Genomic DNA, 24075 nt, shown 5'->3' with positions numbered 1-24075 from the left:
TGCTTGGAGTGGTGCAGCTCCATGATCCGCCCGGAGATGTGCGGCTCGAGCGCACCGTAGTCGTAGGACAGCTCGGGGAGAGTGTAGACAGGCATGGTTCCTCAGGTTCCTTCCGTCGGTATGCAGCCACGCTAGGACCTCGACCACGGTTGAGGTCAAGGAGGGCGCGCTGTGATCTTGCAGGTCGGACGGGTCGTCCCGCCCGTCGAACGGCTGCGCCGAGCACGCGGTCCGCGACCGCGTGGGCCCCTTTCCGGTCGCTCGTCCCGTGCTCGACGGACGGTGGTCGGCCAGGGGGCCGGGGCCCGAATCCGTTGGGCTGGGGGGTCCTCGTCGGGCACGATGGACGGATGCCCGACGACGCCCGCCCCGGCCTGCGCGTGACGACCGCACTGGTCGTCCCCGAGGCGGAGCTGTCGTGGCGGTTCTCGCGCTCGTCCGGCCCCGGCGGGCAGGGCGTCAACACGACGGACTCGCGCGTCGAGCTGTCGTGGGACGTCGCCCGGTCGGCGGTCCTCACCGAGGCCCAGCGCGCGCGCCTGCTCGACCGGCTGGGTCGCCGCGTCGTCGGGGGCGTCGTCACGGTCGCGGCGTCCGAGCACCGGGAGCAGCGGCGCAACCGCGAGGCCGCACGCACCCGGCTCGCCGCGCTGCTGGCCGCGGCCGTCGCGCCTCCCGGGCCGTCGCGGCGGGCGACGCGGCCCACGCGCGGGTCCGTCGAGCGGCGGATCGCCGCCAAGAAGCGGCGGACCGACGTCAAGCGCCTGCGCCGCCCGCCGCAGGACTGACCGGGCGGGCACGCCTCACCGACCACGACCCTGCGCGCGGTCGAGCACGAGCCTCCTGTCGTCCTCGACGCGAGAGCGACAGCAACCTCGTGGTCGGCGGGGTCAGAGGCGGCGCGCGAGCTCCGGGTAGTCCACGACGAGACCGTCGGCGTCGACGGTGAGGTCGGCCGTGAAGTCCCGCGTCGCGCTCGTGTACGTGACGACGCCCCGCCCGGTCGCGGGGTCGAGCGGCTCGCGCGCCGCGTAGACCTGGTCGCTGCGCAGGACGCGCAGCGACGGCACCTCGACCCAGGCCATCACGAGGTGCGTCTCGTGCGCCGGCGGGTCGTCCCCGAGCAGCCCGAGCCGCAGGATCGGCATCGTGTTCGTCACCGGGCAGAGCGCGATGTCGCAGTCCAGCGCCCCGTCGAGCGTGGCCGGGTCCTCCACGCCGGGCGCGGCCAGGCCCGACGGCGGCGTCCCCGCCTCGCGCACGTCGGCCCGCCACGCGCCGTCGGGCACCCGGACGAGGTCGAGGTGCCGCGACCACCCGAGGCCACGCACCGACACGTCGAGGTGCTCCGTGACCCAGCCCGGCCCGGTGCGCAGCGCCCACGCCGTCGCGTAGGTGGTGGCGCGCGACGTGCCGAGCGCGGCCAGGCGGTCGCCGCGGACGGTGACCGTCGCCGCCTCGAGGCGGTCGGGGTCGTCGTCCCAGCCGGTCCATGCGACGTGCCTCGTCCGTGGGCTCACGCCGGTCAGTGTGGGCCGAAAAGCCGGTGCCCGCGCGGCGAGCGCGTGGCAGGGTCGCGCCATGACCTCTCGTATCTCCCACACCACGTTCGACGCGCGGGACGCCTACGCGCAGTCCGTCTTCTGGGCCCAGGTCCTCGGGTACACCGACGTGCCCGGCGACCCGAACCTCCCCGGCCACGAGGAGTGCATGATCGTCCCGCCGGCCGACGCGACGACGCCCGCCGAGAGCCGTGGGCACGTCCTGTTCGTCGAGGTGCCCGACGACAAGCAGCTGAAGAACCGCGTCCACCTCGACCTGCGGCCCACCGACAGGTCGCGCGAGGAAGAGGTCGAGCGCCTGCTCGCGCTCGGCGCGACCCAGGTCGCCGACCGCCGCACGCCCGACGGGATGGGCTGGGTCGTGCTCGCCGACCCGGAGGGCAACGAGTTCTGCATCCTGCGCAGCGACGCCCAGGTCGCGGCGGACGCGGCGCGCTAGCGGTCGGTCATCCGGATCCAGCCGCGCTGCGCGGCCCGGACGCCGGCCTGGAACCGGCTGGTGGCGCCGAGCCGTCCCATGAGGCCGGCGGCGTGACGGCGCACGGTGCGGGGCGAGACGCCGAGCCGGACGGCGACGGCGGTGTCGGTCTTGCCCTCGGCGAGCAGCCGCAGCAGCGTGTCCTCGCTCGGGGCGAGGGCGTCGCCGTCGGGCCGTGCGCGGTCCCACTCGGACTCGGCGAGGGCGCGGAGCGCGGCGACGGCGTCGCGGTCCGTCACCGCGCGCGTGCGCCCGGGGCGTGCCACGAGCACGACGGTGTCGTCGAGGGCGACGAGCGACACCGGGAGGGAGGTCGCGACCCGTCGCTCGACCGCGGGGGTGCCGCCGCTCGTCTCACCGGGCCGACCCGCCGCACGGTGGGGGCCGCGGTCCTGCGCGGGTGCGCCGTCCGTGCCCTCGCCGCGACCCGCACCGACGGCGCCGGCGCCGAGCGTCACGACGCGGAGGCGTGCGGCGTGGCGGGCGCGCTCGCGGACCCGGAGCCACAGGGGCTCCGGGCAGGCCTCGCTGCCGTCGTCGAGGACGAGGACGTCGTGCGCGCGGCGCAGCGCGAGGGCCCGCGCGGAACGGCGGGCCCCGAGGACCGGGTCCCGCTCCGTCGAGGTCACGCCGTGTGACTGTAGTCGACCCCGGCAACGGTCCCGGGCCGTCCCGCGGTGCGGACCGATGTGACGGGTTGCGGTCGAGAGAAGGCATTTGTCCTCTTCCGGCCACGTGAATTTGTTTACACCGCGAGCAACCGCTGCGAGGCTTCCCCCGGACCGCCGGGGTGGGGCGTGTGCTTCCTGGCGTCCGCGTGCGTCGGGACGGTCCCGGCGCCGGCGAGCAGGGGGCGACGTGGGCGTGCTGCCGGACGACCGGACTCTCGTGGACCTCGTCCGCGACCACGTGCGCGAGCGCCCGGACCACCCCGCGGTCGTCGTCGTGCCGGAGGTGGGGGAGCGGCGGACGCTCACCTACGCCGAGCTCGACGCGCAGGCGGCGGCGCTCGCAGCCCGCCTCGCCGCCCGCCACGAGCCCGGCGACCGCGCGCTGGTGCTCTACTCGGCCACCGCGTCGTTCGTCGTCGGGCTCCTCGCGTGCTTCTCCGCCGGGCTGGTGCCCGTCCCGTCCCCCCTCCCGGGCGGGCAGGCGTACCAGCGCGAGCGCGTGCGCGGCATGCTCGCGGACTGCGACGCCGCCGTCGTCCTCGTCGACCCGACCGCCGCGATCGAGACGACGGAGTGGGCCGTGCCGCTGCGGCGCGCCGACGGCGGACCGGTCGCCGTCACCGTGGTCGACGGCGCGACGGACGGCCCGGCGCGGCGGGACCGCCCGGACCCGCAGGACGTCGCGTTCCTCCAGTACACCTCCGGGTCCACGAGCAGCCCCAAGGGCGTCGTCGTCACGCACGCGAACGTGCTGCACCACCACGACACCTTCACCACGACGCTCGGCCTCGTCCCGGACGACGTCTTCTGCAGCTGGCTCCCGGGGTACCACGACTTCGGCCTCGTCGGGATGCTGCTCGTGCCGCTCGGCCTCGGGGCGACGGCGGTCGTCGTGCCCTCGACGTCGTTCCTCAAGCGCCCCGTCCGCTGGCTCTCCGCCATCACCGAGACGGGGGCGACGGTCACGGCGTCGCCGAACTTCGGCTACGACCAGTGCGCGCGGCGCGTGCGCGACGACCAGCTCGCCGAGCTCGACCTGTCCCGCCTGCGGTGGGCGCTCGGCGGCGCCGAGCCGGTCGACCCGGCCGTCCTCGACGCGTTCACGCGCCGGTTCGAGCCCGTGGGCTTCCGGGGGTCCGCGCACGGCCCGGGGTACGGCCTCGCGGAGGCGACGCTGACGGCCACGTACCCCGACAGGCGGCTCCCGCTCGTCGTCACGGCGGACGAGACGGCGCTCGCCGACGGCCGCCTGGTCGTGACGGAGGAGGCTTCCTATCTGTCCGCCCTCCCCGACGCCGCGGCGGTCGAGGGGCCGGGCACGCGCCTTGTGTGCTGCGGCGTGCCGAGCGGGGTGGAGCTGCGGGTCGTGGACGGCGAGGGCGCCACCGTGCCGGACGGCGCGGTCGGCGAGGTCTGGCTGCGCGGCGACAGCGTCGCGGCCGGGTACTGGGGCGAGGCGGCGGCGACCGCGACGGCGGAGACCTTCGGCGCCGTCGCCGCGGACGGCACGGGACCGTGGCTGCGGACCGGCGACCTGGGGGCCCTGCACGGCGGCCAGCTCGTCGTCACGGGCCGCATCAAGGAGCTGCTCATCGTCGCGGGCCGCAACCTCTACCCGTACGACCTGGAGCGCGAGCTGCGCCGCCTGCACCCCGGGGCCGAGGGCCGCCCGGGCGCGGTGTTCGAGGCGGACGGCCGACCGGGAGCGCTGTGCGCGGTCCAGGAGTTCCGCCCCACGCCGGGCGCCCGGGCGGGCGGGGCGGCGAGCGCCGAGGAGGAGCTGGACGCCGTCGTCCGGCAGATGGCGGCCCACCTCGCGACGGTCTCGGGCGCCGCGGTGCACGACGTCGTCCTCGTGCGTCCCGGCCAGGTGCCGCGGACCACGAGCGGCAAGATCCAGCGCGGCCGGGCGCGCGACCTGCACGGCCGGGGCGACCTGGCTGCGCTCCGCTCCCTGCGCGCTGCCCGGGACCGCGCGCACCCCGAGCTCGCAGGGACCCGACCATGACCGCACCCCGCCCCGACGCCTTCGACGACCTCGTGCTGCGCCACGTCGCCACCGCGCTCGGCGTCGCCCCCGCCGACGTGGACGCGGGGGCCGACCTCGCCGGGCTCGGCCTCGGCTCGGTCCAGGTGCTGGCGCTGCTCGGCGACCTGGAGGACGCGCTCGGCGTCGACCTCGACCCGGAGGCCGTCGTCGACAACCCGACGCCGCGCGCGCTCGCGGCGCACCTACGCAGCGTCGTCGACGTCCCAGGGACGGCGGCATGACGACCCTCGTCGACGTCGGCGCGCACGTGCCCGCGACGCGCGTGCCGATCCGGGACCTCGCCGACGAGCTCGGCCTCGACCACCTCGAGCTCGGCGTGTTCGAGCGGTTCTTCGGGCTGCGCGAGGTGTGCACGGCGCCGGGGCAGACCCTCACCGACCTGCTCGTCGCCGCGGCGCGCGCGGTGCCCGGGCTCGCGGGCAACGAGCACCGCGTCCGGTACGTGCTGGGGGCGCGGACCATCGCGACGGTCGCCCCGGTCGGGGTGAACCCCCTGCACGACGCCGCGACGCGCCTCGGCCTGGACCACGCGGTCGTGTGGACGCTCACCCAGCACGCGTGCGCGTCGGCGCTGCTCGCGGTCGACCTGGCGGGGCGCCTCCTCGCGTCGGACGGCGACCCGGACGCGCTCGCCCTCGTGCTCACGGGGGAGAAGGCGTTCAGCCCGGGCTCCCGGCTCATCGAGGGCACGACGATCATGGGCGAGGGCACGGCGGCGTGCCTCGTCGCGGCGTCGCGACCGGCAGGCTCGTCCGCCGACGGGCCCGCGCTGGGCAGCCCCGTCCTCGCCTACGCGACCCGCACGCTGGGCGAGTACCACCAGGTGCCGCTCCCCGAGGATCTCGCGGGCCCGTTCGGCGTCGCGTACACCGAGGTGCTCGCCGAGGTCGTGCTGGAGGCCGTCGGACGCGCGGGCCTCACGCTGGACGACCTCGCCCTCGTCCTGCCGCACAACGTCAACCGCGTGTCCTGGCGGCGGCTGTGCACGCGTCTCGACCTCCCGCTCGCGCGCGTCCGGCTCGACGACGTCCCGGTGACCGGGCACTGCTTCGGGGCGGACTCGTTCATCGGCTACGCGGCCGCGCGCGCCGAGGGTCGGCTGCGGCCCGGCGACCCGTTCCTCATGGTCGCCGTCGGGCTGGGCGCGACGTTCTCCGCCATGGTCCTGCGCCACGACGCCTCGGAGGTCTCCGGGCTCTCCGAGGGCTCCGAAGGCGCCACGGCCCACGACACGAAGGAGCGGGTATGACGGTCGACCAGGTGACGAGGAGAGCCCCGCAGACCACCACGGCCCACCGCGAGCCGTTCCTCGCGCGGACGAAGCGCGCGCTCGCGGGCGCGCCCGACGCGCCGCTCGTGCTGCTGGCGAACATCGAGGTCGAGGACGCGTGGGCGGCCGGGGAGGTCGGCCTGCCCGCCGTCGGCGGCGCGTCGGCGACGGCCGCGCTCGTCCACCGCATGGACGAGCTCGCGCTGCTCCTCGCGGGCCCGCGCGACCACGTCGTGCTCAAGGCCGAGCCGGACCCCGACCACCTCGCGCACCTGGACGCGCTCGGCGTCGGGCTCCCCACGGTGCACGTCGCCGGGTCGAGCGACCCGCTGCGCACGGTGACGCTCGACGCGCTCGACTCGCCCGCGCTGCTCGCGCGCCTGGGGGAGCTCGCGGCGGACGGCGTGCGGCTCCTCGCGCACGGGACGTCGTCGGCCGAGGAGGACCTCGCGACGGCGACGGGCCTGCGCTCGGTGCTCCCCGACGCGGCGACGACCAAGACCGTCAACAGCAAGGTCTACAGCCGCGGTCTGTGCGACGAGCTGGGCGTCGAGCAGGCGCGTGGCTGGGCGTGCCGCACCGTCGAGGACTTCGAGCGCGCGTGCGCCGAGGCCGCGCGGCTCGTCGCGGACGGCGCGACCGTCGGCGTCAAGGACGCGTACGGCGTCTCCGGGAAGGGGATCCTCGTCGTCGACGACCCGCGCCGGCTCGACCAGCTCGTGCGCATGGTCGCGCGCCGGGCCGCGCGCTCGGGCGACGACCGCCTCGCCGTCGTGGTGGAGGTCTGGGCCGACAAGGCGACGGACCTGAACTACCACTTCACCGTCGGGCGGGACGGCTCGGTCGCGTTCGACTTCGTCAAGGAGGCGATCACGGAGGGCGGCGTCCACAAGGGCCACCGCATCCCGTCGCGCCTGCCCGCGGACCAGGTCGACGCGCTGGCCGAGCTGTCGGGCCGCCTCGGCGCGCGCCTCGCGGCCGACGGCTTCCACGGCCTCGTCGGGGTCGACGCGCTCGTGCGCACCGACGGCCGGCTCCTGCCCGTCCTCGAGATCAACGCGCGCAGCAACATGTCGACGTACACGGTCCCGCTCCAGGAGCGGTTCCAGCCCGACGGGTGGGTCGCGCTCGCGCGCCAGTACCCGCTGGTGCTCGACGCGCCGCTCCCGTTCGCGGCGCTCCACGGCCTGCTCGGCGACCTGCTGCCCGGCGCCCCCGGCGAGGCGGGCCTCGTGGTCCAGGGGACCGGCACGGTCAACGCGGGGGCGTCGGGCGCGTCCGGGCCGACGTCGGGCGCGACGTTCGCGGGACGGCTCCACGGCCTCCTCGTCGCGCCCGACGACGACACCCTGACCCGCCTCGACCGCGCCGTGACGGAGCGGCTGGCCTCGCGGCCCACCGGCCGCCCCACCGAAGGAGACGCCCGATGACCACGACCCCGACCCGGCCGACGACGCCCGGGAGCGCGGACCTCGCCGCGGTCGCGGAGCGGTACGGGACCCCCGTGTACGTGTACGACGGCGACGTGCTCGCCGCGAACTACCGGGCGCTGCGCGAGCGGCTGCACCCCGCGCTGGGGATCTTCTACTCGCTCAAGGCGAACCCGAACGTCAGCGTCTGCGGGCTGCTGCACGCGCTCGGCGCGAACGCCGAGGTGTCGTCGCTCGCCGAGCTGCGCACCGCGCTCGCCGCGGGCGTCGCACCGCAGGACGTCCTGTTCCTCGGTCCCGGCAAGAGCCGGGACGAGCTCGTCTCGTGCCTCAACACGGGCGTGCGCGCGATCATCGTCGAGTCGCTCCCCGAGCTCGCGCTCGTGGACGAGCTCGCGCAGGCGGTGGGACGGCCCGCGCGCGTCGTGCTGCGCGTCAACCCGTCGTTCTCGGTCAAGGGCTCCGGGCTCACCATGGGCGGCAAGCCGCGCCAGTTCGGCATCGACGAGCAGCAGCTCCTCGACGCACCGGACCTCTGCGACGGCCTCGCCGCGGTCCGCGTCGTGGGCGTCCAGGTGTACATGGGGACGCGGATCCTCGACGAGGGCACGATCGTCGAGAACACGACGCGGATCTTCGAGCTCGCCGAACGGCTCGCGGAGCGCCTGCGGTTCCCGCTCGAGCTCGTCGACGTCGGCGGCGGCCTGGGCGTCGCGTACTTCGAGCGCGAGCGGGACCTCGACGTCGAGGTCCTCACCGCGGCGCTCAACCCCGTCGTCGAGGCGTTCGTGCAGCGCCACCCCCGGACCGACCTCGTCATGGAGCTCGGCCGCTACCTCGTGGCGCTGTGCGGCACGTACGTCGCGCGCGTGCGCTACGTCAAGGAGTCCATGGGCGAGCGGTTCGCCGTGGCCGACGGCGGCACGAACCACCACATGGCGGCCGTCGGCATCGGGTCGTTCGTCAAGCGCAACTTCCCGATGCGCCGCGTGGGGCCCGTGTCGACCGCCGAGGACGTCGCGTGGAACGTGACGGGCCCGCTGTGCACCCCCAACGACACGATCGGCAAGGCGGTGCCGCTCCCGGCCGACCTCGCGCCGGGCGACCTCGTCGCGGTCGACCGCTCCGGCGCGTACGGCGCGACGGCGTCGCCGGTGCACTTCCTCAGCCACGGGTACCCGGCCGAGGTGCTCACCCTGGGCGACGAGACGTTCCTCGTCCGGCACGCGGACACGCCCGACGACCTCCTCGCGCGACAGGTGTTCCACGACCTCGGCGCGCGGGTCGAGCCCGTCGCCGTCGGCGCCGTCCCCTGACCCACCGCCCGTCCGCCGTCGTCCAGCCACCGCCCGCCCCGCGGGCGCCGACCCACCACCCGGAGGAACCATCGTGAGCACCAGCACCGAGCCGCAGGAGGCCCTCGGCCGCGAGCGCGTCGTCGGGGCCGTCGTCGAGGCACTGTCGAGCGTCCTCGGACGACCGCTGCCCGACGTGACCGCGGCGACGCGCCTGTTCGACGACCTCGACCTCGACTCCACGAGCGTCCTCGGCCTGCTCATGGCCCTCGAGGACTCCCTCGACATGGAGGTCGACCCGGAGTCGCTCGAGCAGCACCACCTCGAGACGGTCGGCTCGCTGACGGACTTCGTCGTCGAGCACTCGACCCGGAACTGACGTGCCGCTCGGGGGCAGCGGGGCGGGGCCCGGAGCCTCGCCGGTGTCGGGTCCGCGCGAGGACGCGCTGCGGGTGCGGGCCGTCGTGGACGTTCCGGTCGACGACCTCGCGCCCGTCGGGGACGGGACGCGGCGGTCGGTCGCGGAGGACCTGCGGTACGTCTACGGCGAGGACCAGCCGACGGACTGGCTCGAGGACGGGCCGGGCCGCGACTACCCGACGATGATCCGGGCGGCGCGCGCGGCGCTCGGCGGGCGCGGCCTGCTCGACGACGTGCGCCTCGTCGTGCTCGTCGTGACGACGCCCGACCTCCAGCACGAACGGCTCCTCGGCGGGTTCGTCGCGGACCTGTTCGACGGCGGCCCGTCCACCTTCTGCGTCACGGAGCAGGGGCTCGCGGGCCCGTTCACCGCGCTGCGCCTCGCGGGCGAGCTGCTCGCCGACGGCGGGTCGGGTGTCGGGTCGCGCGGCGGACCGGGAGGCGGACCGGGAGGCGGGCCGGGCGGCGGGCCGGACGGGGCCGGGCCAGCAGGGACGGCCGTCGTGCTCGTCCTCGAGCAGTGCACGCTCCCGCCCACGGAGACGCGCGTCCCGGCGCGGGACCGCGTGGTGGCGCTCGTCGTCGCGCGCGACGGCGCGGGGCGGCCCGTCGAGGAGCTGACGGTCGCGCGCGCCCCGCGGGGGCCGCGCCACGCAGGCCGCGGCGCGCCGACGGGTTCGTCCTACGCGCCCCGCGCGGCGGGCCCGGACGTCCGGCGCGTCGTCCTCGGTGTCGACGTGGACCCGGCCGACGTGCCCCTGCTCGACGGCGACGTCGTGCGGCACGCCGACCCCGGGGCCGCGGCGACGGGCGTCTGGGAGGTGCTCGCGGACGACGACGCCCCGGACGCGCCCGTCGTGCTGCACGAGCGGTGCGTCGAGCTCGGCTACCGCTGCTCGCTCGCCCTCGGTCCGCGGTCGGCCGCGACGGCCCTGGAGGCCGGCGGCCGCGCCCGCGAGGTGGTGATCGCATGAGCGCGGGGGTCGTCTCGCGGGACGCGGGCGCGGTGGGTGCCGACGTCGTGGCGACCGGGGTCCCCGGGGTGCGCGACGTCGCGCGCGAGCAGGGCGCGGTCGCGGCGCTCGTCGCGCTCGCCGCGGTGCTGCCGGTCGCCGTGCTGCCGGGGGAGTGCGTCCTGCTGCCCGACGACGTCGCCCCGCCGCCCGGGTCGGTGCTGCTGGGCGAGGTGGTGTCCGACGCGGGCCCGCTGCTCGCCTGGCGCGCGGCGGCGTCCGGGCCGGTGGACGACCGGCGCGGCCGCGCCGCGGACGCCGCGTGGCGCGTCGGGGTCGCCTGGGCGCGGACGGGCCTGTGCGAACGGCTGGCCGACCGTGCGGTCGACCGGCTGCGCGGCCGGAGCGTCGGCGGCACGGCGACGGTGAACCTGCCGCCGGTCCGCCTCGTCCTCGCGGACGCCGCGCTCGCGCACCTGGAGGCGCAAGCGCTGCTGGCGCGCGTGACCGCGGAACCCGGGGAGCGGGCGGACGACCGACCGGTGCCCGCCACGACGCTCGCGCGCGTCACCGCGGTGCTCGACCGCACGTCGCGCACCGTCCACAACCTGTTCGGCGCCTCCGGGTTCGTCGACGGCGACGCGGCCCGGCTGGCCCGCACGATCGACCTGCTCGGCCACGCGAGCGGCACGCTGCCGACCGGGGCGACCCGCGGCGGGGAAGGGCAGGACGCATGACCACCGTCGACCTCGTCGCGCTGCGGGACCACCTGCGCCCCGTGGCCGTCGCGCTCCGCGAGCGCGCGCTCGCGGTCGACGCGGACCCGGGCGCGCTGCACGCGCTCCTCGACGCCGGCGTGCTGCCGTACCGGCAGCTCGGCGGCTTCCCGCCCGGTTATCTCGACGACCCGCTGCGCGTGCGGGGCGTGCCCGTGCTCGTGCGGACGTGCGTCGAGCGCGCCGTCGTCGCGGAGACGCTCGCGTGGGGCGACGCGTCCGTCGTCGTCGGGGCGCCGGGGCCGTCGATGTCCGGGGTCGTCGTGGACGACCTCGCGGACGACGAGCAGCGCGACCGCTTCTACCGGCACGTCGCGCAGCCGCGCACCTGGACGTTCTTCGGGCTCACCGAGCCCGACCGCGGCTCGGACGCCGCCGCGCTCGAGACCGCGGTGGTCGCGCGAGGCGTGCCCACGGGCGGCGCGACGGCGGATGGCGCGACCGAGGGCGGTGCAGCTGCGGACGACGGGAGCCCGGGCGCCGTTCTGCGCGGCCACAAGAAGTACGTCGGCAACGTCGCCCGGGCGAGCCTCGGCGTCGTGTTCGCGCGGCACCGACCCGGCCCGCTCGGGGTCGGGGTCTACCTCGTCGACACCGCGCGCCCGGGCTTCGACGCCGCGCCGCTCGTGACGACGGGCATGCGGGCCGTGCAGCTCGGCGAGGTCCGGCTCCGCGACGTGCCGCTCCGCCCGGAGGACACCCTGGGCCGGCACCTCTCGCCGTCGCGCCGTGGCCTCCTCGGCGCGGTCCGCACGTTCAACCGGCTGCGGCCCGTCGTCGCGGCGCTCGCCGTGGGTGTCACGCAGGCGGCCCTCGACTACGTGCGGGCCGCGCGGTCGTCGTTCCTGGCCGACGAGCGCCTGATGCTCGAGACGTTCGACGACCGTCTCCACGCGGCCCGGGCCCTCGTGCTCCAGGCGGCGCGCGGCGCCGACGCCGACGCGGCGGACGGGACGCTGCCCGCGGCGGCGAAGGCCACGGCGCTGGACCTCGCGGAGGAGGTCACGCGCGCGGTGCCCGCGCTGCTCGGCCCCGGCGCGCGGTGGGAGCACCCGTACCTCGACAAGCTCGTCCGCGACGTGCCCGGCCTGGAGATGATGGAGGGCACGCGGACCGTCCAGCGGCTCACGCTCGCCCAGGGCTGGCTGCAGGGCAGGGCACGGCATGTCGAGCTCGTCTAGGGAGGCAGGAACGGCACCGGCCCTGCCCGTCCCCGGGCCCGATCCTGACGCCGCGCCGCCGGGCGGGTCGGGGCTGCCGGGCGCGTCGGCGCCGTCGGTCGCGGAGCTGCGCCGACGCGTCCTGCGGCTCGCGGGCCCGATCTGCGCCGCGCTCGTCGTCGGAGCGCTCGCGCAGCTCGTCGTCGCGGCGCTCCTCGGGCACATGGGTGACGACGCCCTGTACGTGCGCTCGCTGTTCATCCCCGTGACGTTCCTCGTCCTCGCCGTCCAGGAGGGTCTCGACGTCTCGACGCAGGTCGGGTTCGCGCGACTGCGCGGCGCGCGCGGCCGGGACGACGTACCGGCGTCCGCGACGACGGCGCTCCTGGGGCGGTTCGTCGCCGCGGGCGGTGCGGTGCTCGGCGCCGTGGCGCTCCTCGTCGTCCTCGCCGCCCCGGCGCTCGCGACCGTGCTCTCCGTGCCGGGCCCGCTCGTCGCGGAGTTCGTGGCGTTCGCGCGCTGGACGGTGCTCGCGAGCGTCCTGTCCGTGCCGACGGCGGTGGCGGCCGCCGCGCTGCGCGGCTGGGGCCGCACGGGCGCGTCGGCGACCGTGGCGCTGCTCGTCGCGGGGCTCCAGGTGCTCGTCGTGTGGCTCGTCGGGCTGGTCGGCGGGTTCGGCGTCCTCGCCGTCCCGGTCGCGATCGCCGGGTCGACGCTCGTCGGCGCGGGCGTCGCGTGGGCCCTCCTCGTGCGCGCGCGCCTTCTCCCGCGCCCGGGGCGGCCGACGCGCGGCGCCTCGCGACCGGGCGCGGGGGACGGCCGGGGCGTCGACGTGCGCGCGCTCCTCCTCGGCGTCGGCCTGCCGGTGGGTCTGTCCTACCTCCTGCTCACCGTGACGAACCTCGTGATGGTGTGGGTGCTCGGGCCGTCGGGGACCGACGTCGTCGCCGGGTTCGGCGGCGCCGCGACGGTGCAGACGCTCGTCGTCGTGCCGGCCATCGGCCTCGCGGCCGCGGTGAGCATCGTCATGAACCAGCAGTGGGGCGCAGGTGCGCTCGGCCTCCTCCCGCGCACGTTCCGTGCCGGGACGGTCGTGGTCGCGGGGACGTACGTCGTCGTGGGCGCCCTCGTCCTCGCGGCGGCGCCCTTGCTCGCAGGGCAGCTCTCCGCCGACCCGGAGGTCGCCGCGCAGGCGGCGCTGTACCTGCGGGTCGTCGGGCCGTCGTACGCGGGGGTCGGCCTCGTGCTGTACCTCGTGACGCTGCTGGAACAGCTCGGGTACGGGCGCGTCGCCGTGACGCTCAACGTGCTCTACCACGCGGTGTCGCTCGGGGTCGGCGGGGCGCTCGCGCGGGCGGGGGGCGGGCCGACCGCGCTGTACGCGACGATCGCGGTGGCGAACGTCGTCGGGCTGGCCGTCCTGCTCCCCGTCGCGGTGCGTCTCGTGCGACGACGCGCGGGCGGCGGCCGGGCGCGGCAGGTCACGTCGTGACGGCCGGACCGGTGGTCGTGCGCACCGGGGAACCCGGGCCGGGGCGGGTGGCCGCGCGGGGCGAGGTCCGCGACCCGGTGCTGAGCGTCGTCGTCATGCATCACCCGGCGCGGGGCGACGTGTCCGCCCTCGTGCGCGCGTGCGCGCCGCTGGACGTCCGCGTCGTGGAGGACCCCGACCCGGACGGTCCGCCCAGCCCGCTGCGCACCGCGAAGCGCGCCTGGGCCGCCGTCGCGCCCGGTGCGACGCACCACCTCGTGCTCCAGGACGACGTCACGCCCGTCGCGGGCTTCGCGGAGCTCGTCCGGCGCGCGGTGCGGGCCCGGCCGCGGCACGCCGTCGCGCTGTACTCGAACTGGAACAGCCCGCGCAACGCCTACCTCGTGCGCGCCGCCGCGGCGGCGGGCCAGGCCTGGGCGCCGCTCGGCCACGACGAGTGGGTGCCGACGCTCGGCCTCGTGCTCCCCGCCGACGGCGCCCGACGGCTCGCCGCGCACCTCACGACCCTGCCCGACGACGCGCGCGACGACGACGAGGCCGTCGTGACCTTCTGCGCGCGCGAGCGATACCCGGTCGTCGCGACGCTGCCGCACCTGCTCGAGCACGGCGACGGCCCCAGCCTCGCGGGCAACGACGCGCACGGCGCCCGGCACGCCACCGTCCCGGCGGACGACGTCGTCGACCCGGACGCGTGGGACCGGCCCGGGCCGGAGCGCACGCCGGCGCGCGTCCCGGCGACCCTGCGGCCGGTCGCCGTCACGCTCGAGCGGTCGCGCTGCACGCTGCGCGTCCTGCGACCCGCGGCGGGCGAGCCGCTCGAGCACCCCTTCGGGTGGGCCTGGGACGCCTGGGCGGGGTGGCTCGGCGTCGACCCGGCGGTCGTCGCGCACGACGTCGCGGCGCTCGCCGCGGGCGTCTGCCCGCGGCTGGGGGGCGTCGCGCCCGCCGCGCTCGTCGAGCTCGGCGCGGCGTGCTGGCTGCTCGGGTCCGACGTCGCGCGGACCGCCTGGCCACCGCCTGAGGGCCCCGGGACGACGGCGCACCGGGCAGCCGCGGTGCGGACGTGGGTGCTCTCGGGGCTGCTCCCCGCCGACCGCCCCGAGGACCGCGTCGACGAGCTCGTCGCGTTCGGTCTCGACGCGCTCGCCGCGGGCGCGGCCTGGGCGGCCACGGCGCGGGACGCCAGGGCGGACGACGCGTCTCCTGCCGGGCCCGCCCGGCCGGGCCCCGGCGCGCGCGGAGACCGGCCCGACCCGGCCGCACGTGACGACCGTCGTGGCCCGACCGCTGGCGACGACCGGCTCGATCCGGCCGCTCGCGACGACCGGCTCGACCCGGCCGCGCTCGACGCGGTGCGGGTCCTGGCCGAGCGGGACGCGGTCGTCGTCTGCCGCGCGGCCGGTCCCGCGGTGCCAGTCCGGGTCGTCGTGCACGGCTGCGCGTCGTGCGGCGCGCAGGCCGCGGACGCCGTCGCCGACCTCGCCGCGCACGGCGACCTCGACGGCGCGGCCGAGCACCTCGTGGCGGACGAACAGGACGTCGTGGACGAGCACGGCGTCGTGGACGAGCACGGCGTAGCGGCGACCGCCGTCGGGTCGGACGACAACGCGTCCCCTGCGGTCGACGGGACGGGCTGCCCTCGCCCGGCGCCTGGCGGCCCCGACCCCGTGCACGGCGACGGACGGACCCCGGACGCCCGCGCGACGGTGGAGGTCCTCGCGTGCGAGCGGCTGGAGGTGCGCGGGTTCCTCGGCCTCGTGCCGGGCGGACGGCACGTCTCGCGCGGGCTGTGGGCGGCACGCCGCGCATCGACCGCGGGCGGGGAGCGGCTCGACGCCGCCGACCTCCTCGTGGCGCTCGCGGACGAGGCGGCCGGCCTGCCCGTCGTGGCCCGCGCGGTGGGCGAGCCGCTCGGCCGCCCGAGCCGCGCGCCGCTCGGTCTCCAGCACGCGACGGGCGCTGCGCAGGAGTACGCCGACCGGTACGCCGCGGTGCTCTCCGCGCGTGCGGCGGAGCTGCTGTGAGCGGCGGCCCGGCGGGCGCGTGGCGGTGGCGCGGTGACGCGTTGCTGCTCGACCTCGACGGCACGCTCGTCGACTCGTCCGCCGCGATCGAGCGCCACACGCTCGCGTGGGCCGCCCGCCTCGGGCTCGACGGCGAGGCCGTCGTCGCCGCGTCGCACGGACGGCGCGACGTCGAGGTCGTCCGTCTCGTCGCGCCGGGCGCCGCCGTCGCGCGCGAGGTCGCGTGGCTGCACCGCCTCTCGTGCGACGACACCGAGGGCGTCGTCGCCGTGCCGGGCGCGGCCGAGCTGCTCGCCGGTCTGGACCCGCGCACGTGGACCGTCGTGACGTCGGCGGCGCGCGAGGTCGCGCTCGCGCGCCTCACCGCGGCGGGGCTGCCGGTGCCGGGGCGCCTCGTGTGCTCGGAGGACGTGACGCGCGGGAAGCCCGACCCCGAGGGCTTCCGCGCCGGGGCCCGGCTGCTCGGCGTCGACCCGCGGCGGTGCCTCGTGCTCGAGGACTCGGCGGCGGGCGTCGCGGCGGGGCGCGAGGCGACGGCGGCCGTGCTCGCCGTCGGGCCCGAGCCCGTGCCGGGGGCGCACCACCGCGTGCCGGACCTGCGGCCGGTGGCGGCACGACCCCTGCGCGGCGGGCTGGAGGTCCTCGTGCGGGCCGACCGCCCCCTGCGCGTCGCGAGCCTGGAGGTCGTGGCATGAGCGGAGCCCTCGACGTCGAGGCCTGGTACGTCGACACGACGGTCCCCGTGCTCGGCGGGGACGCCCTGCTGGGCGCGGCGGAGCGGACGCGGTCCCGGCGGTTCGTGTCCGCGGTCGACGCCTCCCGGTACGTGCACGCCCACGTCGCCGCCCGCGTGATCCTCGCGCGACGCGCGGGCCTGGCGCCCACGGACGTCCGGTGGGAGGTGGGGCCGCACGGGAAGCCGGGGCCCGTCGTCGGGCAGCGGTGGAACCTCAGCCGGAGCGGGGGGCACGCGCTCGTCGCGCTCGCGGCCGACGACGTGGGCGTCGACGTGCAGGTGCGCGACCCCCGCGTGGACGTCGCCCGCGTCGCGGCGCGCTACCTCGCCCCCGCGGCACGGACCGCGGGAGCCGCCGACGACTGGCGTCGCCTCGCGCGCCTGGAGGCGTGCGCCAAGGCGGTCGGCGGGCGCCTGCTCGACGTGCTCGGGCTCGACGTCACCACCCCCGGGGTCGTGCGGGCCGACGACGGCGCGTGGCGCGGGCAGGAGTGGTGGGTGTCCGACGTGCCGGCCCCGGACGGAGCCGTCGCCGCGTGCGCGACGCCGGGCGCGCGCCCGCACGTGTGCCGCGTCCGGGCGTGGCCGGGGGAGCAGCGCGACCGCCCGGTCCGCGTGCCACGACCGGTCGTCGCAGGGGAGGGGGCCCGATGAGGGTCGTGCACCGGGTCGAGGTCCGCGGGAGCGCGGGCGAGGGGCCCGCCACGTGGGGGCAGACCGCCATCCGGCGGGCCCTCGTGGCGCTCGCGCCGCAGGACCACCAGTTCAACCTCGTGTGGGGCGGTCCGCTCGACCGACCGCTGCCCACCGCCGCGGCGGTCGAGGTGGTGCGGGCGCTCGTCGAGCGCCACGACTCCCTGCGGACGCGGATCCACGCGCGGGGCGACGGCTACGCCCAGGAGCTCTGCGGCGCCGGGACGGTCGAGGTGGTCGAGGAGCGCGTCGACGACCTCGCCGCCGTCGCCGTGCGCAGCGCACGGATGCGTCACGAGCTCTGGGGCCGGGCGTTCGACTACGCGACGGACCTGCCCGTGCGCGCCGGTCTCGTGACCGTCGACGGCGCGGTGCACCACACCGTGCTCGTCGTCGCGCACACGGCCCTCGACGGCTGGGGCCTGCCCGTGCTCGACGCCGACCTCACGGCCCTCGCCGCGGGGAGCGCCCCGCCGGAGCGGGCCGCATGGACGCCGCTCGACGAGGCGGCCTGGCAGACGTCGCACGACGGCCGCCGGCACGACGCCGCCGCCCGAGCCCGCACCCTGCGCACGATGCGGGCGGCGCCCGTCGTCGTCTTCCCGCGAGGCAGCGCCGACGCCGAGGGCCCGGACGGCGGGGACGCAGACCGCGGGAGCACCGTCCGCAAGGGCACAGGAGGCGTAGGCGAGGAGGCCGGGGGCGCGGGCGAGGCGGTGGCCGCCGCGCGGCCGCACTACCGGCAGACCGTCCTGCGCTCGCTCCGCCTCGTGCCCGCCGCGGAGCGCGTGGCCGCGCGGTGGCGCACGAGCACGTCCGGCGTGCTGCTCGCGGCGTCGTGCCGGGCGCTGGCCGCCGCCGCGGGCCGCGACGACCTCGCCCTCCAGGTCATGGTGAGCAACCGGTTCCGGCCGGCGCTCGCGGACGCCGTCGTGACGACGGCGATGGAGGGGCTGCTCCACGTCGACGGCCTCGACGCCCCGTTCGAGGAGGTCGGGCCGCGCGTCTGGCGGGCCGCGATGACCGCGTACCGCTCGGCGTACTACGACAAGGACCTGCTCCGACGCGAGGCCGCCGCCGACCCGACGACCGTGCACGACGGGACGTGCTGGTACAACGACCGGCGCGGCACCGGGCCCGACCGGACGCTGCGCGCACGACCCACGCGGTCGCGGCGGCTGGCGTGCGCCGACGCGTCCGACGAGCAGGGCGGCGTCACGCTCACGTTGCACCTCGTGGACGCGCCGGACGGCGGCGTCGACGTCGTGCTCACGGCGGACGCGGCGCGCCTCGACGACGCGACCGCGGCGTCCGTGGTGCGGGACGTCGAGCGCACGGTCCTGGCGGCGTCCCGGGCCCCGACCCCGTCGTCGCCCCGACGCGGCCCTCGGCCTACCGCCCCCTGACCGGGGCAGCGAGGGCCACGCCCGCGCGTCGGGCGGTGTGACGTCCGCAACGGGGTGCGGGTGAGACGGCGCCAGCGCGTGCGAGGAGTGCCGGAGCCTGGGAGTGTTCACGTCCGCAGGGAAACCGACGTATCGGAGGAGTACTCATGGGTTGGATCGCGTACATCGTCCTCGGCCTCGTGGCCGGTCTCATCGCCCGTGCCGTCCTGCCGGGCAAGCAGACCGGTTCGGTGATCATCACCATCCTGCTGGGCATCCTGGGCGCGCTGCTCGGTGGGTGGCTCGGCTCGGTGTTCTTCGGGACCTCGCTGGGCGACCTGGGCGACTTCCGCACCTGGCTCCTCGCCATCCTGGGTTCGCTCATCACCCTCGGCGTGTACGGTGCGGTCACCCGGAACAACCGGGGCTGACCGTGCGCACGGCGCACCGTCGGTGACGTCGGGGACGGGAGCGTCGTGGGGAGCACTGGCAACGGGGGAGTCCGCATCGAGGACGGCGGCCGTCGCTGGGTGATGTGGGGTCAGATCGACTTCGCCGTCACGCACGCCGTCAAGGCCCGGCTCGCCGCCACGATCGACGGCCGCCCCAAGACGGTCGACCTCTCGGCCGTGACGTTCATGGACTCGTCGGGGCTGCACCTGCTCCTCATGAAGGTGACCGAGGAGTCGCGACCGCGGCTCCTCGGTGTCCCGCCCCAGGTGCTCGAGATCCTGGAGTTCAGCCACGCCCTCGACCTCGTCGAGATCGTCGGCCCCGAGGTGCCCCCGCCCGACGAACCGGCCGGTGCGCTGGCCGGCTGACCGACGCCCGCGGCGCGCGACGTGCTATCCCAGCGCGTCGCGCGCCGCGCGTGCGACCGCCGCCGCGAGCCAGTCGAGCGAGGCGGAGTGCAGCCGCCACTGCTGCCAGTGCTGCGGCACCTCCACCGCCCGCTCGTCGTCGAAGCCGACGAGGCGCCCGGCCCGCTCGGCCCGGGCGCTCTGCAGGTCGGGCAGCATCGCCCACGCCATGCCGAGCTCGACGGCCCGGCGGAACTCGTGCGACGCCGGGACGTAGTGGCGCGGCGGGTCGAGCGCGGTGTCCGCCTCCTCCGCCCGCAGCCGCAGGTAGCGTTCCTGGAGGTCGTCCTTGCGGTCGAACGCGAGGACCGGCGCCCGGGACAGCGCGGCGGCCGTCGGGCCGTCGGGGAACCAGCGCTCGACGAACGCCGGGCTCGCGCACGGCCGGTACCGCATCCGGCCCAGGAGGGTCGACCGGCAGCCCGGCACCGCGTCCGCGACCGACGTCACGGCCGCGACCGCCGTCCCGTCGCGCAGGAGCCCGATCGAGTGCTCCTCGTCCTCGCGGAGCACCTCCAGCCGCGCCCACCCCGCCGCCTCGGCGAGCGCGGGCAGCGCCCACGTCGTCAGGGCGTCCCCGGACACGACGAGCGTGATCTCGGGCAGCGCGGCCGGGTCGCCCGCGTCCTGCCCGCCCCGCCCGATGCCCAGATCGTCGAGCACGTCCGCCTGCTGGAGCGCGAGGTGGCGTGCGTGCCGCACGAGCACGCGCCCGGGCGGCGTCAGCGCCGCGGGCTTGCCCCGCCGCACCAGCACCTGCCCGACGGCGGACTCCAGCGCGCGCATGCGCTGGCTCACGGCCGACGGCGTGACGCCGAGCCGGCGCGCCGCGGCGTCGAACGTGCCGGTCGCGGCGATCGCCTCGAGCGCGCGGAGCTGGTCGGGCTGCAGGTCCACCATGAGCGGATCTTACGGTTCTGCAGAATCTGTCGCTGTACTTCACCGAGCGGCGTCCCTACCGTCGAGGGGTGCTCGCCCCCCTCGCGCCCCTTGCCGCCGGCGTCGCCGCCGGGCTGTCTCTCATCGTCGCGATCGGCGCGCAGAACGCGTTCGTGCTGCGCCAGGGGCTCCGGCGCGAGCACGTGGTGCCCGTCGTCCTCGTCTGCGCGCTCTCGGACCTCGTGCTCATCGCGGCCGGGACGGCCGGCCTCGGCGCGCTCGTCACGGGTGCGCCCGTGCTCCTCACCGTCGTGCGCTGGGGTGGCGCCGCGTTCCTCCTGACGCTCGCGGCGCTCGCCGCCCGGCGGGCGCTGCGCCCCGGAGGGCTCGACCCGGCGTCGGGCGCGGGGGCGACGTCGGCGCGGTCGGCCGTGGGCACGTCGCTGGCCCTCACGTGGCTCAACCCGCACGTGTACCTCGACACGGTCCTGCTGCTGGGGTCGCTCGCCGCGGGCTACGCCGCCGCCCACGCGGGAGGGGCGGGGGCCGGAGGCGCCGACACCGCCCGGTGGCTGTTCGGCACCGGGGCGATGGTGGCGAGCGTCGTCTGGTTCACCGCGCTCGGCTTCGGCGCGCGGCTGCTCGCGCCGGTCTTCGCCCGGCCCGGGGCGTGGCGCGTGCTCGACGGCGTGATCGCCCTCGTCATGGCAACGATCGGGGTGTCCCTGCTGCTGGGTGGCTGAGAGGCTGGGGGCAGGTCACCGCGCGCGGTCACGCGGGGGTACGGGGCGGTGGGGCCGCGGCGTCAGGGCGTCGCGTCGAGCTGGTAGAACGTGCGGATGCGCTGCTGGGTCGCCGGGTCGATGCGGCGGCGAGGGCTCGTCGAGCCGCCGGCGTGCACCGCGATCCACGAGCGCAGCACCGTCGGCTGGACGTCGACGACGCGCGCGAACTCGTCCACGGTGGGCCACGCGGGCTGCGGCGTGCGGACGCGCGGGCCGCTCGCGGCGAGGTGCAGGTCGTCGCCCCAGGCCATGGCCTCGGCGGTCGACGGGAATCCGCCGATGCGGCCCGGCGTCGGGAACGGCTTCTCGAGGCACCACTCCGTGCCCCGCGCGACGATGCGGTAGACGCCCTCGGGCGCGTGCGCCTCGTACACGTCCGGTCCGGTGTTCCCCCAGTTCAGCCCCATGGGCCACATCTTCAGCGGAAAGCGCTGTCAGCGGAAGGGACCTTCGTCAACTTCACCCGCTCCTGCTACTGGACGCTTGTCCAGTTCGCATCTAGCGTGAGGGGCAGCCGGTGCCGCATCTCTGCCCCCTGCTGGTGCGGCACCGGCAACCACCCCCTCACCCCCACGGCAGGCGCTCGACGTCCCGGCGGTAGAGCGCGGCGTGCTCCCGCAGGTCGTCGCGGCCCGTCGTCCGGGCACGCTCCTCGGTCCAGTCCGCGAGGTCGAGCAGGCGCTCGCGCATCGTGCGGAGCACGACGGCGGCCCCCGGCGCCGCGTCCGGCCCGTAGGCCTCCAGCAGGTGCGCTAGCCGTTCTTCGGGCCGGGCGTCCGCGGGAGCGGGCATGTCCTCGCACCACCCGCACATCCGGTAGGCCAGGTAGGCGAGGTCCCACGCGCGCGGCCCAGGTGCCGCCATGTCGACGTCGATGAACCCGACGACCCGTTCGCCGTCGTGCACCATGTTGTACGGCGCGACGTCGTTGAGGCACACGACCTCCGCGGGCTCGCGCTCCGGCGAGCGCCACACGGCTCCCGGGGGAGCGAAGCCGACCGAGGCGTCGTGCACCGCGCGCAGCATCCGGGCGGCCTGCTCGCGCGCCGCGGCTGTCCACACCCAGTCCGGGACGGGCCAGCCGCCCGTCTCGCCGGGGATCCAGCCGAGCACCTCGCGGCCCTGCTCGTCGAGCCCGAGCGGGGCGGGCACGAACGAGACGCCCTGCGCACGCACCCACGCCAGCAGCGCCTGGACGGTCGGGGTCCACGGACCCGCCGAGCGCCGCACCGTGTCCCCGCGCCGCACGACGTCGTTCACGGTGCTGCCGGTGAGCTCCTGCTCCGTCGTGTCGTCCATGGCCCCGATCCTGCGCGGTGCGCGGAGCGTGGAACAGCGATTAACGGCCCGTCTCAGCACGCCCCAGGTGCGGTCGCGAGGCCCCGGCGCCCACTACGATGCGGAGGTGAACGCGGACGCGAGCTGGTTTGACGAGGCGACGTCGGGCAGCGACGTCGGTCGCCTCGCTCGCGAGGTCGTGTGGGCGGACACCCCGCTGGGAGAGCCCGCGACCTGGCCGGTCGCCCTCCGCCACGCGGTGCGGCTGTGCTTCTCCACCCGGTTCCCCGCGATGATCGTGTGGGGCCCGGAGCTGACGCTCCTCTACAACGACGGGTACCGGGACCTCCTCGGCACCGACAAGCACCCGAGCGCGCTCGGCGCGCCGGTCCGTGCGGTGTGGCCGGAGATCTGGGACGACATCGAGCCGCTGTTCGACGTGGTGCTCACCGAGGGCCGGTCCACCTGGAGCGAGGACATGCCCCTCGTCATGAACCGCTCAGGCTTCGACGAGGAGACCTACTTCACCTTCTCCTACAGCCCCCTCGTCGACGACGACGGACGGATCGCCGGCGTCCTCGACATCGTGACGGAGACGACGCGCGAGGTCGTGAACCAGCGCCGTCTGCTCACGCTCGGGGAGCTGCACGCCGTCCTGCCGACGACGGCCGGCAGCCTGGCCGCGTTCGCCCGCCCGGTCGTCGAGGTGCTCGCCCGCAGCGCCGACGTCGCGCGCGTCGCGTTCTACGCCATCGACGGCCCGCGCCCGCGCGTGCTCCTCGAGGCGGGCGCCGCGCCCGACGGTACGGAGGCCGAGGCCGTCGGGCGCACGCTCACCACCGGGCAGCGCGAGGTCGCGGCGGGCCGCGTCGTGAAGCCCCTGCGGGACGCGAGCCCGCGGGGCGCCGCGGGCGTGCTGGTCCTCCAGGCTGCGCCCGGGCGTCCGTGGGACGACGACTACGCGCGCTACCTGACGGGTCTCGCCACGACCATCGGTGCGGCGCTGCGCGACGCCGCGCGGATGCGGACGACCCTGGACGAGCTGCGCCGTCGGGCCGAGCGGTCGGAGGAGGAGACGGCGCGCGCACGCGAGCTCGCGCTCGTGCTCCAGCAGGCCGTGCTCACCGAGCCCCCGCAGCCCGAGGACCTCGAGGTCGCGGTGCACTACCAGCCCGCGACGAACGACCGTGACATCGGCGGCGACTGGTACGACGCGTTCGTGGCGTCCGACGGCGTGACGACCCTCGTCATCGGGGACGTCGTCGGGCACGACCTCGGCGCCGCCGCGACGATGGGCCAGCTCCGCGGCCTGGTGCGCGCCATCGGCTACGACAGCGGCGCGACCCCGGCCTGCCTGCTCGAGCGCGTGGACGCCGCGATCGACGGCCTCGCCCTGGGGATCAACGCCGTGGCGACCGCCGTCGTCGCCCGCATCGAGCAGAGCGACGACGAGCGCTCGCGCGGCGTGCGGACCGTCCGCTGGTCCAGCGCGGGCCACCTGCCCCCGGTCGTCGTCCGCGCGGACGGCACGGTCGAGGTGCTCACCGTGCGCAACGACCTCCCGCTCGGGCTGCGCCCGGGTGCGGGCCGGCACGACCACACGGTCGAGCTCGGCACCGACGACACCCTCGTCCTGTACACGGACGGCCTCGTGGAGCGCCGCGGGCACAGCATCCGCGACGACGTCGCCGCGCTCGCCGACGCGCTGCGCGGCCTGGCGGGCGCGAGCCTGGACGACGTGGTGCGGACGGCGCTCTCCCAGGTCCTCCCCGGCGACGGGGAGGACGACGTCGCGCTCGTCGCGCTCCGCACCGGTCCGCAGGCGGCGGTCGTGCGGCGCGACGTCCCCGGCACCCCGGTGGCCGTCTCGGCCTGAGT

The 24075-nt window shown here is 76.9% G+C and carries 25 protein-coding genes and 1 pseudogene; 20 read left to right on the top strand and 6 right to left on the bottom strand.

The genetic code is table 11. The features are described 5' to 3' along the window. Positions 1-95 (bottom strand): annotated as a pseudogene (locus tag E1O70_RS19685) (superoxide dismutase); the annotation flags it as partial. 255 nt (positions 96-350) lie between these two features. Here E1O70_RS19685 and arfB point away from each other — a divergent pair. Next, positions 351-788, top strand: coding sequence for an alternative ribosome rescue aminoacyl-tRNA hydrolase ArfB (gene arfB, locus E1O70_RS19680; RefSeq protein WP_061268884.1), 438 nt, complete (start codon positions 351-353; stop codon positions 786-788). A 102-nt stretch (positions 789-890) separates the two neighbouring features. Here the strand turns inward: arfB and E1O70_RS19675 are convergent, their stop codons facing one another. Next, complete coding sequence (locus tag E1O70_RS19675) at positions 891-1520, bottom strand: putative glycolipid-binding domain-containing protein (protein WP_061268883.1); 630 nt, start codon at positions 1518-1520, stop codon at positions 891-893. A gap of 61 nt (positions 1521-1581) precedes the next feature. Here E1O70_RS19675 and E1O70_RS19670 point away from each other — a divergent pair, with 61 nt between their 5' ends. Further along, the gene (locus tag E1O70_RS19670; protein ID WP_061268882.1) at positions 1582-2001 is read left to right on the top strand and encodes a VOC family protein; all 420 of its coding nucleotides are present in this window, start codon (positions 1582-1584) and stop codon (positions 1999-2001) included. Here E1O70_RS19670 and E1O70_RS19665 read toward each other — a convergent pair. Next, positions 1998-2669, bottom strand: coding sequence for a helix-turn-helix transcriptional regulator (locus E1O70_RS19665; protein ID WP_061268881.1), 672 nt, complete (start codon positions 2667-2669; stop codon positions 1998-2000). The two genes, E1O70_RS19670 and E1O70_RS19665, sit on opposite strands and share 4 nt — an antisense overlap. 229 nt (positions 2670-2898) lie before the next feature. Between E1O70_RS19665 and E1O70_RS19660 the strand changes: the two genes are divergently transcribed. The 16 genes from E1O70_RS19660 (at position 2899) to E1O70_RS19585 (ending at position 19216) form a co-directional block, all read left to right on the top strand. Beyond that, positions 2899-4719, top strand: coding sequence for a fatty acyl-AMP ligase (locus E1O70_RS19660; RefSeq protein ID WP_167496909.1), 1821 nt, complete (start codon positions 2899-2901; stop codon positions 4717-4719). Further along, positions 4716-4982, top strand: a complete 267-nt coding sequence (locus E1O70_RS19655) for an acyl carrier protein (protein ID WP_051028423.1) — start codon at positions 4716-4718, stop codon at positions 4980-4982. Before E1O70_RS19660 ends, E1O70_RS19655 begins: the two co-directional genes overlap by 4 nt. After that, on the top strand, positions 4979-6010 hold the full coding sequence (locus tag E1O70_RS19650; protein ID WP_082774729.1) for a 3-oxoacyl-[acyl-carrier-protein] synthase III C-terminal domain-containing protein: 1032 nt from the start codon (positions 4979-4981) through the stop codon (positions 6008-6010). The genes E1O70_RS19655 and E1O70_RS19650 overlap by 4 nt, the downstream gene beginning before the upstream one ends. After that, positions 6007-7461, top strand: a complete 1455-nt coding sequence (locus tag E1O70_RS19645; protein WP_061268879.1) for a preATP grasp domain-containing protein — start codon at positions 6007-6009, stop codon at positions 7459-7461. Before E1O70_RS19650 ends, E1O70_RS19645 begins: the two co-directional genes overlap by 4 nt. Then, on the top strand, positions 7458-8777 hold the full coding sequence (locus E1O70_RS19640; RefSeq protein WP_061268878.1) for a type III PLP-dependent enzyme: 1320 nt from the start codon (positions 7458-7460) through the stop codon (positions 8775-8777). Before E1O70_RS19645 ends, E1O70_RS19640 begins: the two co-directional genes overlap by 4 nt. A gap of 73 nt (positions 8778-8850) precedes the next feature. Beyond that, positions 8851-9135 (top strand): acyl carrier protein, encoded by a 285-nt coding sequence (locus E1O70_RS19635; protein ID WP_061268877.1) that lies wholly within the window; start codon positions 8851-8853, stop codon positions 9133-9135. Between the two features lie 43 nt (positions 9136-9178). Beyond that, positions 9179-10150, top strand: coding sequence for a hypothetical protein (locus tag E1O70_RS19630; RefSeq protein WP_128957661.1), 972 nt, complete (start codon positions 9179-9181; stop codon positions 10148-10150). Next, the gene (locus E1O70_RS19625; protein WP_061268875.1) at positions 10147-10866 is read left to right on the top strand and encodes an acyl-CoA dehydrogenase family protein; all 720 of its coding nucleotides are present in this window, start codon (positions 10147-10149) and stop codon (positions 10864-10866) included. Before E1O70_RS19630 ends, E1O70_RS19625 begins: the two co-directional genes overlap by 4 nt. Beyond that, a complete protein-coding gene (locus tag E1O70_RS19620; RefSeq protein ID WP_061268874.1) occupies positions 10863-12086 on the top strand; it encodes an acyl-CoA dehydrogenase family protein in 1224 nt (407 codons plus the stop codon). Before E1O70_RS19625 ends, E1O70_RS19620 begins: the two co-directional genes overlap by 4 nt. Next, entirely contained in the window at positions 12070-13557 is a 1488-nt protein-coding gene (locus E1O70_RS19615) for an MATE family efflux transporter (protein WP_061268873.1), read from the top strand. Before E1O70_RS19620 ends, E1O70_RS19615 begins: the two co-directional genes overlap by 17 nt. Next, on the top strand, positions 13554-15581 hold the full coding sequence (locus E1O70_RS20025) for a hypothetical protein (RefSeq protein ID WP_061268872.1): 2028 nt from the start codon (positions 13554-13556) through the stop codon (positions 15579-15581). The genes E1O70_RS19615 and E1O70_RS20025 overlap by 4 nt, the downstream gene beginning before the upstream one ends. Then, complete coding sequence (locus E1O70_RS19605) at positions 15578-16276, top strand: HAD-IA family hydrolase (RefSeq protein ID WP_061268871.1); 699 nt, start codon at positions 15578-15580, stop codon at positions 16274-16276. Before E1O70_RS20025 ends, E1O70_RS19605 begins: the two co-directional genes overlap by 4 nt. Further along, positions 16273-16971 (top strand): 4'-phosphopantetheinyl transferase family protein, encoded by a 699-nt coding sequence (locus tag E1O70_RS19600; protein ID WP_061268870.1) that lies wholly within the window; start codon positions 16273-16275, stop codon positions 16969-16971. Before E1O70_RS19605 ends, E1O70_RS19600 begins: the two co-directional genes overlap by 4 nt. Next, positions 16968-18416, top strand: a complete 1449-nt coding sequence (locus E1O70_RS19595; RefSeq protein ID WP_061268869.1) for a condensation domain-containing protein — start codon at positions 16968-16970, stop codon at positions 18414-18416. The genes E1O70_RS19600 and E1O70_RS19595 overlap by 4 nt, the downstream gene beginning before the upstream one ends. Before the next feature lie 146 nt (positions 18417-18562). Beyond that, a complete protein-coding gene (locus tag E1O70_RS19590) occupies positions 18563-18826 on the top strand; it encodes a GlsB/YeaQ/YmgE family stress response membrane protein (RefSeq protein WP_009863124.1) in 264 nt (87 codons plus the stop codon). Between the two features lie 45 nt (positions 18827-18871). Then, positions 18872-19216, top strand: a complete 345-nt coding sequence (locus tag E1O70_RS19585; RefSeq protein WP_128957660.1) for an STAS domain-containing protein — start codon at positions 18872-18874, stop codon at positions 19214-19216. A gap of 24 nt (positions 19217-19240) precedes the next feature. Here E1O70_RS19585 and E1O70_RS19580 read toward each other — a convergent pair whose 3' ends face one another. Then, positions 19241-20155 carry an ArgP/LysG family DNA-binding transcriptional regulator gene (locus tag E1O70_RS19580; protein WP_061268867.1) on the bottom strand — a complete coding sequence of 305 codons (915 nt, stop codon included), beginning with the start codon at positions 20153-20155 and terminating at the stop codon, positions 19241-19243. A 68-nt stretch (positions 20156-20223) separates the two neighbouring features. On the opposite strand from E1O70_RS19580, the gene E1O70_RS19575 reads away from it, so the two are divergent. Further along, on the top strand, positions 20224-20877 hold the full coding sequence (locus E1O70_RS19575) for a LysE/ArgO family amino acid transporter (protein ID WP_061268866.1): 654 nt from the start codon (positions 20224-20226) through the stop codon (positions 20875-20877). Between the two features lie 62 nt (positions 20878-20939). Here E1O70_RS19575 and E1O70_RS19570 read toward each other — a convergent pair whose 3' ends face one another. Both E1O70_RS19570 and E1O70_RS19565 read right to left on the bottom strand, forming a co-directional pair. After that, complete coding sequence (locus E1O70_RS19570; protein WP_021482779.1) at positions 20940-21326, bottom strand: hypothetical protein; 387 nt, start codon at positions 21324-21326, stop codon at positions 20940-20942. 157 nt (positions 21327-21483) lie between these two features. Further along, positions 21484-22218, bottom strand: coding sequence for a phosphotransferase (locus E1O70_RS19565; protein WP_061268865.1), 735 nt, complete (start codon positions 22216-22218; stop codon positions 21484-21486). Between the two features lie 106 nt (positions 22219-22324). Here E1O70_RS19565 and E1O70_RS19560 point away from each other — a divergent pair, with 106 nt between their 5' ends. Next, positions 22325-24073, top strand: a complete 1749-nt coding sequence (locus E1O70_RS19560) for a SpoIIE family protein phosphatase (RefSeq protein WP_061268864.1) — start codon at positions 22325-22327, stop codon at positions 24071-24073. Positions 24074-24075: the final 2 nt, after the last annotated feature.

This window comes from Cellulosimicrobium funkei, from assembly GCF_004519295.1.
Classification (GTDB): Bacteria; Actinomycetota; Actinomycetes; order Actinomycetales; family Cellulomonadaceae; genus Cellulosimicrobium; species Cellulosimicrobium funkei.
This window is presented reverse-complemented; position numbering and strand designations above follow the sequence as displayed.

Coding starts and splice junctions, on each gene's coding strand:
- E1O70_RS19655 (WP_051028423.1), top strand. CDS start 4,716: ATGACCGCACCCCGCCCCGACGCCTTCGACGACCTCGTGCTGCGCCAC.
- arfB (WP_061268884.1), top strand. CDS start 351: ATGCCCGACGACGCCCGCCCCGGCCTGCGCGTGACGACCGCACTGGTC.
- E1O70_RS19645 (WP_061268879.1), top strand. CDS start 6,007: ATGACGGTCGACCAGGTGACGAGGAGAGCCCCGCAGACCACCACGGCC.
- E1O70_RS19625 (WP_061268875.1), top strand. CDS start 10,147: ATGAGCGCGGGGGTCGTCTCGCGGGACGCGGGCGCGGTGGGTGCCGAC.
- E1O70_RS19590 (WP_009863124.1), top strand. CDS start 18,563: ATGGGTTGGATCGCGTACATCGTCCTCGGCCTCGTGGCCGGTCTCATC.
- E1O70_RS19595 (WP_061268869.1), top strand. CDS start 16,968: ATGAGGGTCGTGCACCGGGTCGAGGTCCGCGGGAGCGCGGGCGAGGGG.
- E1O70_RS19640 (WP_061268878.1), top strand. CDS start 7,458: ATGACCACGACCCCGACCCGGCCGACGACGCCCGGGAGCGCGGACCTC.
- E1O70_RS19565 (WP_061268865.1), bottom strand. CDS start 22,218: ATGGACGACACGACGGAGCAGGAGCTCACCGGCAGCACCGTGAACGAC.
- E1O70_RS19620 (WP_061268874.1), top strand. CDS start 10,863: ATGACCACCGTCGACCTCGTCGCGCTGCGGGACCACCTGCGCCCCGTG.
- E1O70_RS19600 (WP_061268870.1), top strand. CDS start 16,273: ATGAGCGGAGCCCTCGACGTCGAGGCCTGGTACGTCGACACGACGGTC.
- E1O70_RS19580 (WP_061268867.1), bottom strand. CDS start 20,155: ATGGTGGACCTGCAGCCCGACCAGCTCCGCGCGCTCGAGGCGATCGCC.
- E1O70_RS19670 (WP_061268882.1), top strand. CDS start 1,582: ATGACCTCTCGTATCTCCCACACCACGTTCGACGCGCGGGACGCCTAC.
- E1O70_RS19650 (WP_082774729.1), top strand. CDS start 4,979: ATGACGACCCTCGTCGACGTCGGCGCGCACGTGCCCGCGACGCGCGTG.
- E1O70_RS19570 (WP_021482779.1), bottom strand. CDS start 21,326: ATGGGGCTGAACTGGGGGAACACCGGACCGGACGTGTACGAGGCGCAC.
- E1O70_RS19615 (WP_061268873.1), top strand. CDS start 12,070: ATGTCGAGCTCGTCTAGGGAGGCAGGAACGGCACCGGCCCTGCCCGTC.